This window comes from Perlabentimonas gracilis, from assembly GCF_011174675.1.
Classification (GTDB): Bacteria; Bacteroidota; Bacteroidia; order Bacteroidales; family Tenuifilaceae; genus Perlabentimonas; species Perlabentimonas gracilis.
This window is the reverse complement of sequence record NZ_JAANIG010000067.1, coordinates 1-9,762: the sequence shown is the minus strand read 5'-3', so window position 1 is coordinate 9,762 and position 9,762 is coordinate 1. Positions and strand designations below refer to the sequence as shown.

Genomic DNA, 9,762 nt, shown 5'->3' with positions numbered 1-9,762 from the left:
CGCACCTCCTACGTCGGTGCTCAAACAGCAGATTTTTTTTTACCGCCCGCTGCACTTGTTTTTCGGCTCACCAGCCGATGCCAGAGGGAAAACGAATAGGCCTCGGAAAAACGAATCATATTCTAAATTCGAGTTTTTCAGCAGACCCTACTTACCGCAACACTTTTTATATTTTTTTCCGCTACCGCAGGGACAAGGATCGTTACGGCCAATACCTTTCAAAGGGTTTATATGGGGATTTTGTGGCTCAAATTCAAAGTCATTGTAAGGGTCATCATCAAAAAATGATGAATTGTGGTTTTCATTGTCTTCAGTGTAACTAGCCCAGGTCGTAATGATTTCTTGGTATCTCTCGTGGATGTTTATGAACTCCTTTTTGAAAATATTGTCAAGCGGTGTGTTCATGCTCTCTTTAATTACATGGAATGAATCGGCAATATCTTCTGTAACATACCCTTTATTGTATAGTTCTTCAATTATAGGTAGTAATTCGGTTAGCCGAGCCTCATCGGCATCGGTTACCATTAGGCTTATGGTGTCCGTATCAATTACATTATCCTTAAGTTTGGCATTAAGAAAGAACTTGAATACATCGTCGTACCACTCAAGCACTTCTTGCCGACGGTTGGGTTGATGAAAAACGATTTGAGAAACGGTGGTTGAGATGGCCGTTCGAACGTAGGTGTAAATATTTGGTTGTTTCACAAAACTTTTCAGCTTGTCAAGTTGACTGGAGCCAATAAAGTAGAAGATCTCAGGTAAACTTTCTGTTACATGACTTCCAAGCCAGAACTCTAAAAATTCGAGATTTTGGCTACAAAACTCTAAAACTAAATTGAGGCTTTCTTCCGATCGCAGTTCAGCCAATAGGAATAGCGCATGGATAGGAAATACTAAGGTTTCTTCAGAAAACTCACCCTTTTCTTCAATTCTACAGAAATAATTATATCGAGCAATACTATCAATTAGCACATTCTCTAAATCGCGGATTACGCTTTCTCTGGGCAACATTATAATTGAATCCAACAGGAGTGGGTCAATTTCAAGGCTATGCTGGTATAGGAATTCAATCTCCTTGTTCTCAAACCTTGGTGCTTTTTTTGTTTGTTTGCGAGTTAACTTTCGGTTTGCAACCACATCAATTGCTCCTTTTCGCATTTCCTCAATTTTTTCTATACCTTTTTGGGTTAGAAAGTTAAAAAAGTATTCGCTAATTTCTTGCGTGTCGGGATGTACTGGAGCTAGTCTTTCCATTATATCAAACCTTGCTTTGGCAGCCTCCAGGTTGTCAGTTTCAAGGAAGTAGTGAATGGCCATTTTATGAAAACCCAAAACTTCACCAATATGAAAAACCGTTCTACTAGGGTATAGCTCTTGAATATCTAATGCACCACCAAGAGCCTCTTTCACCTTGTCGTACTCTCCATTTTCAAGATGTTCGGCAGCAATATTTAACTTTCCGAACAGGTAGTTTGGGTGCTCTTTAACAATCTGCCGATTTACCTCACAACTTTTTTTTGTATTCCCCTGAATTTTATATGCCGTTGCAAGGTAGTTTTTTAGTTGAGGATTATCGGGATGCTTTTCGATAAGTTTTAAAAGCTTATCGATAACCTTTCTCTTCCTATCCAGAATATCAAAATATATAGTATTAAGCTCTTTTTTAAGTTCAGGTGTAACAGCATTCTCCTTATCGAAATAATCTGGATCATCAATTATCTCGTAGTTATACTCTTTATATCTTTTACTCATATTGGTGATTTTGTTATGTGTTTACAATTCCATAGATATATTCTTTAATACTGTTGATTTCATCGGGGCTAAACCACTCAATCTCCTTGTCCCTGGCCCACCAGGTGAGCTGCCGCTTGGCGTAGTGGCGTGAGTTGCGCTTAATTAGCTCAATGGCTTTTTCTAGGGATATTTTCCCATCGATATAGTCGAATATCTCGCGGTAGCCCACCGTTTTTAGCGCATTGTGATGGCGGTGCGGGTAAAGGCTCTTGGCTTCACCAACCAGCCCCTCTTCAATCATCTGGTCAACGCGGGCATTTATCCGCTCGTAAAGCACTTCTCTGGGCAGGTTAAGCCCAATCTTAATGGTTGTAAAAGGTCGTTCTTTCTGCGAATTAGTTCGGAAGCTGCTGTAGGGTTTACCCGTTTGCAGGCATACCTCCACGGCCTTAAGTACGCGCTGCGAGTTTTTTAAATCGACCTTATTGTAATGCTCAGGATCGAGCAGCTTTAGCTGTGCCCTAAGGCTTTCAATGCCTTCGGCTTTTAGCTGATTTTCGAGCGATTTGCGCAGCTCGGGGTCGGGCGTTGGAAAATCGTCAATTCCGTTACATACCGCATCGATATAGAGCATTGAGCCACCCACTAGCATTGCTGCATTATGCGATTTGTGAAGATTTTCGATAACCTCAAGCGCCTCTGTTTCAAACATCCCGCAGCTGTACCGCTCGGTAATGGATTTGTGCCCCACCAAATGGTGTGGCACTGCCATGAGCTGATCGGGGGTGGGTGCAGCCGTTCCAATGCGCATTTCGCGGAAGAACTGCCTTGAGTCGGACGAGACGATTGGCGCATTGAAATGCCTCGAAATAGCAAGGCTAGCATTGGTTTTGCCAACGCCTGTGGGGCCAAGCAGTACGATAAGAAATTTCGGTAGCAACGGTGGCTCAGTTTTCAGTTAGTAGTCCTCATCGGAGAATGCTTCGGAATCGAAATCGATATCGTTAATGTCAATATCGTTGGTTATCTCATCGAATACATCATCCTCGCCAAGCAAATCGTCCACCGAAATGTCTTCGAGCTTAAGCTGCTGTGGTGGTATGCCAATGGAGGTTATGCACACCGGATACTTCATGCTGGTTGATGGCTCTGCAATGTCCGATAGTTCCATGAAGAAGCATCGATCCGAGAAAATATCGAATACATAAAGCAATCGCTCTTTCTTCTCCTTTAGAAGATCGGCTAGGGTAACCGATTCCATTGGTATTGCAGCAGGCCCTGCATCGTTCTCCATATCAATTAGGGTAAGCTCCATCCCCTTGTTCCACTGCTCGTCGGTTAGGAAAAACGAGGCCAACTGCGCTGAGTCGTACCCCAAATCCTTCTGAATAAAATTATGAAAACTAAGAAACGTATGGTTATCGGGAATTTCATACTCCCGCAGAAAAGCCTCCTCGTCTCCCGAAATCATTCTAAACTTATAGATCATAACTTGTGATTTTATGCAAAATAAGCAACATGATTACGATAAAAAAAATGTTTTGTGGAAAAATAGCTAAAGGGTTGCCAAGAAATTGATGGTGTCGATCCCATCGGCGTAATCGGTAAGGGTTGGGTTCTGCGCCTGGCCAAAGGGAATTGAATTTGGGATGCCCTCGATTGATGATGTAACGCATTGTAGCTGCTCGGCATGCATGTCGATATAGGTTTGTACGCTTCCCAAATTTGTGTAGTGCTGGTAGTAAAAGGTTCCTACTGGACTTCCCAGGCTCTCGTCGGGCTTCGCAAGCACAAAGCCAGTGTCGAGATGCTCAACCATATTCATTAGGTACATCGCCCTATGGTACTCATAGTTATTGGCGTACTTATTATGATTGGCTATGTGCTTATGGTCATCAAAACTACGCAGTAAATCAGAAAGGTTGTAATCCTTGGGTATTAGGAGTTTTGAAACGTTCCGGCATCCTAGTCCAAAGTAGGTGAAAATATCGTTGGCCAACCCGCGCAGCTCTTCGGGAGATTCACTGCCACTGAGTATGGCAATGCTATGCCTGTTCTTGCGGATGATATTTGGATACTTCCCAAAGTAGTACTCAAAATACCTTGAGGTATTATCGCTACCCGTGGCAATTACGGCATCAAAATTCTCGAGCTTGTTCTCAGTTAGGGTGATGTAGCGGCCAAGGTTTGGCTCAATGCAAAGCAGCAAGTCGATAAGGGCATTCGTTAGCCCAGCATCCTTCGATGAAATCTTGCCCACAAAATGGTGGCCAGATATCAGCACGCTAAGCATATCGTGCATTCCAACAAATGGGACATTACCCGCCATTATTACACCAACCCTTTTGGGGCTAGGGGGATTGAACGATTGAATGGGGTACAATGAGATCCACTCCTGTAGCTTATCATGGGTTAGCCAACTCTTTGCAATTGACGTTATGGACAACCTGCAAAACTCTGCTGTAAACCAGCTGTTTTGCTGATGGGCTGTATCGACGGTGTGCCAGAATTTTTGTAGCTCAGCAGACGTGTCGGTGGCCAAGATTTTGCTACCCAGCGAAGCAAAAGCCCTAATCCTATCTGATAATGTCATTATTTTTTGTTTGCAAAGGTAAGCGTTTTTTTATGCTTAATGATTAATAAAATAGGAGACAACAATAACTAAAACCCTGTTGTGGTGCTAGCGATATGGAAAAAGTATTACCTTTGATGTTGCTACTAAATATTGGTTTTTTTATGAAAAGCGTTGCCCTAGTTTTAGAGAACCTAAAGGTATCATTCGGTGCTATTCGTTCAAATACCCTTCGCACCATACTTACCATACTTATTATTGCCGTGGGAATAATGGCCCTGGTGGGAATTCTTACGGCCATCGACTCCATTAAAAAGAGCATAAACGATGAGTTCACCATGATGGGTGCCAACACCTTCAGCATTCAGAGCCGTGGTATGAACGTTCAGGTTGGTGGCCAACGCTACCGTACGCTAAACCATTCGCATATCAGCTATCAGCAGGCCAAGGATTTTGTCGATAGGTTTGAGTTTCCGGCCACCGTATCGCTATCCATATGGGCTACAGGGGCTGCAACCATTAAGTACATGTCCAACAAAACCAATCCCAACGTAGGCGTAAGGGGCGTAACATCGGGATACTTTGAGACCGCCGGGCTCGATATTGAGAAGGGTAGGGTTTTCTCGGCCCACGAGGAGGATAACGGATGGGCTGTGGCCATTATTGGTAACAAGGTGGCCACGGAACTTTTCGGTAAAAACGAGGATCCGCTTGAGAAGATAATTAGCGTGGGCAGCGGCAAGTACAGGGTTATTGGCGTGATGAAATCGAAGGGCGATGCCTTTGGTGGAGGGCCCGATCTGTCGGTACTACTACCGGTGCACAATGTGGCTACCTACTTCTCGCGACCCAATATGAACTTCACCATCAACATAAAGCCAAATAACCCTTTGCATCTGGACTATGCGGTTTCCGAAGCCGAGGGCATTTTTAGGATTGTTCGGAATTTGAAGGCGCGCGACCAGTCCGATTTTAATATCGAGAAGAGCGATTCGCTGGCTCAAATCCTACTGGAGAATATTAAGTACGTTACCATTGCTGCCACGCTAATTGGTATTATCACCCTAATAGGTGCTGCCGTTGGCCTAATGAATATTATGCTAGTGGCCGTGGCTGAGCGCACCCGCGAGATTGGCACGCGAAAGGCTATGGGCGCCAAATCGTCCACCATAAAGCAGCAGTTCCTTTTCGAGGCCATCGTTATTTGCCAGTTGGGTGGTTTGCTGGGTATTGCTTTTGGAATACTCATGGGCAATGTTATCTCACTAATAACGGGCAGCGCTTTTGTTGTACCTTGGCTTTGGATGGCTTTGGGCGTGGTTATTTGCTTTGCCGTTGGGCTAACATCGGGTTACCTTCCTGCCGTGCAGGCTTCCAAACTCGATCCTATAGAGGCGTTAAGGTACGAGTAGATTAGTTTAACCTTTAAATGAATCACCATGGCAACCTATGTTGTTGGTGATACACACGGATGCTTGCAGTCGCTCAGGTACTTGCTTGAGCATAGAATTGGAATCGCCCGCTCGGATACAGTTATCCTTCTGGGCGATCTAGTTGATAGAGGCCCACAAAGCGCCCAGCTAATAGATTACATCCTACTGCTTCAGTACCAAGGGTTCAACATAAAGTCAATACGAGGCAATCATGATCAGATGCTGCTCGATGCCGCCCATAGCAGGGCGCATTATAGCCAGTGGATACAGAATGGTGGTAACAGCACCCTGAGGAGCTACGAAGATTTTATTGGCGAATCGTTCCTTTTCCCCGAGGGTATACCCAGTACCCACACGGCCTTTCTTAACATGCTGCCATACCATCTCGCCATCGACAGGTTTATGCTGGTACACGGCGGAGTAAATCCATTTCACGACAACCCACTCGGCAATGCAGAGTCGTTGCTTTGGAGTAGAATGGGGGAGTTGCCAAGTGACTTTATGCCCAGCACAATCTTTCTTTACGGCCACACCCCAACGCCACTGGACACAATACAGGCAATAGTAGACAAGCAGGAGCACCGTTTAATCCCTTTGGATGGGGGATGCGTGTATGCTGGAATGCGCTCCGGCATTGGTTTTCTTGTGGCCCTAAAGTTGGAAACGTTAACCCTACACTGGGTTGAGAAGCAGGAAGATTAGCCCCCGCCCAGCTTAGGGTGGGAGTATTACCGCTAATACCACAAACCTAAACCTTTAATCGGATATTGATGGGGTTTAAGTTGCCATACGCTTGCCATTATCATAACATAGGTTGGCCCTAAACGTGATTTTACGTAAATAAACTTTATATTTGTTAAACTCGACCTATCCTAAATATTAACATTGTTGGATGCTAGTTATATATACTTTGGGTAGGGCTATAAGGAAGTTAGGCACAAGGCTATAACATCGCAAAAAAATGGTATCTAGCATAGTAACAATAGGATTTAATCAAATTTTTGATAATGAAAATTACGAAGATTATTTATCTCGAATGAATGATATTCCTAAAAGTTTACTAATTGATGCCTCTACTCACTTATTAAGTTTCAATTATAATGATTCATTTGTAATTAACCATAGAGAACTTCTTTCAAATTGGTTTAGTGACTCAAATAACATTTTAGCAAATGAAATTAATGACAAAATCAATAAATATAAAAAGTCGAAATCGGTAGAAATTACAATTATTAATGCAAAAGCCAGCCTTACTCTTTTTGAAAAAGTTTTATCAACAAACAGTAATCCACCTGAAATAAGCAATGATGAATTTGAAGTATTGCTTTTTAAAGTCTATTTAGCAATTAATGAAACTCTCAATAAAAATGATGAATTAGTAATATCTTCAATTAATGATAACGAAGAGTATCCTCGCTTAATTTGTATGTCAATAGCCACTTCCTTACCTACATTTGACATTTCTAATTATGACATCTTAGCAGTATTTGTAGCACAAACAATTAAATCAATTTTTCTTTTTGAATTTTTAGAAAACAGGGCTGACTGTAGGAAAATGCTATCTGATTTTTATAGAAAGTTTTACGTTGAGAATTACAAAGAATTCCTAAGGAGACTTTTATCGATATCATTCACAATTTTATCAGCAAAAAAAACTGGGAAGATTGATTTAATCTTGGAACGTGATGAACATTTTATCTCAAATACAGCATTTTTAGACAAGTTTACAATTAATTTATTAGAAAAAAACGATGATGATATAGACTACTTAAATCTCAGGTCAAATCCACTAATAAAAATAAGGGACAATAAATATAGAATTATATTCCCTCTATTCGCTATTGAAAAGAATTTTAACGGGTTATATTTCTTATTAAAAGAAATTAATGACAATTATGAAGAAAATCAAAGAATTAATTTACGGCAAATATTTACATATGATTTCTCAGAGCGTCATATACTCTATACCATAATTGAACAAATTTATAAAAAGAAATATGTGAAATTTAAAGGTGATAATATGGCAACACCCGGTTCGCCTGATTATTACATTAGGAATGGGAGCAAAATATTTATCTTTGAATCAAAAGACATATTAATTAATGCTTCAATAAAAGAAAGTTATAACTTTATAGAATATGAACGTGCGCTGAAAGAAAAACTGTATTTTAATAAAGGGAAAATTAAAACCTCACCGAAAGCAGTTCGGCAACTTGCAAATTTTTGTAGAATATTACTAAAAGGGGAGTTTAAAGAAGATTTAAATTTCAAACCAAAATCTGCAAAAATATATCCGATAATTATTCTTCATAATAGACAACTAGACATCTTAGGATTAAACAATCTAATTAACATATGGTTTCAGCAAGAAATTGATATGATAAACGATGGTAATATTAATCTACAGCATATTAGAATGCCAACAATAATAAATATAGACACTCTAATATTGCTTTACGAAAAACTTTTAATGGGTAAAATAAAAATTGAAGATATCATTGATGATTATCAGTTATTTATTAATGATAAAAGTTTAAAAAACAAAACATTTAAGACTAAAGAGAAACTGCTTTCAGCAATACAAGATCAATTAGTATCTTTTAATTATTTCGTTACAAAAAAATATGGTTGGGACATTCCAAGGTTATTTGAAGAAAAAGGATTTTCAGTATTAAAACAATAAAGCCCAGTGCCTAACAAGGGGTGTAGCCAATGTGGGTTGACATTGGAACTTCGGAGCGGTTTCGCCCGCTCGGGCGTTTTCGTCGGGGGACGAAAACGTAACACGCTCTCCCACACTGGTTACACCCCCAGCCGTTACCGCCAAGTGTAGAAAGGCAGTGTGAAAAGAACTAAAGACTTAAATAATTAATTGTGAAAACGCAGGACAATAGGTGCTGACTTGACAAGAGAACAACCCTAAATGGCACATTTGCTTTTGCCCCTCCGCACAATTCAATCCCTTCGGCAAAATCAAAAGAGCCATTTTCCCAACGCTCATATAAATTTACTAAATTTGAGTTTTTAAATCCTATATGAAAAATGAAAGACTTAAAAAACTGGGTAAATGAATACACCCCAGAACTTTATAAGTGGGCATATTACAAAACCTCTTCTATTGAGACAGCAGAAGACTTAGTTCAAGAAACCTTTTTAGCTGCTGCCGAAAAAAATGAAGCATTCAAAGGCGATAGTTCTCCCAAAACATGGTTGTTTGCAATATTGAATCATAAAATAATTGACCATTATCGAAAGAGTGTTAAGAAACCAGTCCCAATGGAAGCCAATACTATCTCTGCATTCTTCGATGTAGATGGCAGTTGGGAACAAGAAAAACGCCCCAAAGACTGGGAAGACGATGAAATCCATTTGCTTGATGACATTGATTTTCAAAAAGTATTACAAAAATGTCTCGATGCTTTACCCGAGAAATGGAACACCTGCGTTAAGTTAAAATACCTTACCGAGAAAAGTGGTGAAGAAATTTGTCAGGAATTAGGTATTGCACCTACTAATTTTTGGCAAATTGTTCATAGAGCAAAATTGCAACTCAGAAACTGTATTGAGAACAAATGGTTTAAGAATTAAGTTCATGAAAAAAATAATGCATATACTTTTCCTTTCCTGCTTAAAAGCCACCGAGCTAATGGAGAAAAAATTCCATTTTAAACTCTCAGCAAAGGAAAAAATCCAGCTAAAAATGCACAAAATGATGTGCGAAGCCTGTACTAAGTACGAAAAGCAAAGTGCTTTAATTGAAAAAGGGATCTCCAAAATGGATTATACAAAAAACGCTACGTTGGACATTGAAATGCTAAAAAGTAAAATTGCAAAACGTCTCGAAAATATTAATGAGAATTAATCCCCACTGTAAATACCTGAAATAAGGCTACCTCTTACAAACCTCTTCTTTTTCTAAGTATTCTATATTAGCCCCAATTAAAACCGAGCAGAAAAATTGCTAAATTTCTGACGGTATGAAAAAGAACAGTTACTGGACATCAAAGCGAAAAGCTGAAGTAG

The 9,762-nt window shown here is 40.2% G+C and carries 9 protein-coding genes; 5 read left to right on the top strand and 4 right to left on the bottom strand.

The features are described 5' to 3' along the window. Positions 1-147: 147 nt before the first annotated feature. The 4 genes from G8O23_RS17475 to G8O23_RS16560 all read right to left on the bottom strand — a co-directional run bounded on the left by G8O23_RS17475 (position 148) and on the right by G8O23_RS16560 (position 4,327). The gene (locus G8O23_RS17475) at positions 148-1,752 is read right to left on the bottom strand and encodes a DUF1186 domain-containing protein (RefSeq protein ID WP_235942323.1); all 1,605 of its coding nucleotides are present in this window, start codon (positions 1,750-1,752) and stop codon (positions 148-150) included. Between the two features lie 13 nt (positions 1,753-1,765). After that, positions 1,766-2,674 (bottom strand): tRNA (adenosine(37)-N6)-dimethylallyltransferase MiaA, encoded by a 909-nt coding sequence (gene miaA, locus G8O23_RS16570; protein ID WP_166366921.1) that lies wholly within the window; start codon positions 2,672-2,674, stop codon positions 1,766-1,768. A gap of 18 nt (positions 2,675-2,692) precedes the next feature. Next, a complete protein-coding gene (locus tag G8O23_RS16565; RefSeq protein WP_166366919.1) occupies positions 2,693-3,223 on the bottom strand; it encodes a plasmid pRiA4b ORF-3 family protein in 531 nt (176 codons plus the stop codon). 66 nt (positions 3,224-3,289) lie between these two features. Continuing rightward, positions 3,290-4,327 carry an acyl-CoA reductase gene (locus G8O23_RS16560; protein WP_166366917.1) on the bottom strand — a complete coding sequence of 346 codons (1,038 nt, stop codon included), beginning with the start codon at positions 4,325-4,327 and terminating at the stop codon, positions 3,290-3,292. A gap of 143 nt (positions 4,328-4,470) precedes the next feature. Here G8O23_RS16560 and G8O23_RS16555 point away from each other — a divergent pair, with 143 nt between their 5' ends. The 5 genes from G8O23_RS16555 to G8O23_RS16535 all read left to right on the top strand — a co-directional run bounded on the left by G8O23_RS16555 (position 4,471) and on the right by G8O23_RS16535 (position 9,601). After that, complete coding sequence (locus G8O23_RS16555) at positions 4,471-5,718, top strand: ABC transporter permease (RefSeq protein ID WP_166366901.1); 1,248 nt, start codon at positions 4,471-4,473, stop codon at positions 5,716-5,718. 27 nt (positions 5,719-5,745) lie between these two features. Then, positions 5,746-6,441, top strand: coding sequence for a metallophosphoesterase family protein (locus tag G8O23_RS16550; protein ID WP_166366899.1), 696 nt, complete (start codon positions 5,746-5,748; stop codon positions 6,439-6,441). Between the two features lie 259 nt (positions 6,442-6,700). Beyond that, positions 6,701-8,422: a hypothetical protein gene (locus tag G8O23_RS16545; protein WP_166366897.1), complete on the top strand. Its 1,722-nt coding sequence runs from the start codon at positions 6,701-6,703 to the stop codon at positions 8,420-8,422. A 359-nt stretch (positions 8,423-8,781) separates the two neighbouring features. Then, the gene (locus G8O23_RS16540) at positions 8,782-9,327 is read left to right on the top strand and encodes a sigma-70 family RNA polymerase sigma factor (protein WP_166366895.1); all 546 of its coding nucleotides are present in this window, start codon (positions 8,782-8,784) and stop codon (positions 9,325-9,327) included. A gap of 4 nt (positions 9,328-9,331) precedes the next feature. Then, positions 9,332-9,601, top strand: coding sequence for a hypothetical protein (locus tag G8O23_RS16535; protein ID WP_166366893.1), 270 nt, complete (start codon positions 9,332-9,334; stop codon positions 9,599-9,601). Positions 9,602-9,762: the final 161 nt, after the last annotated feature.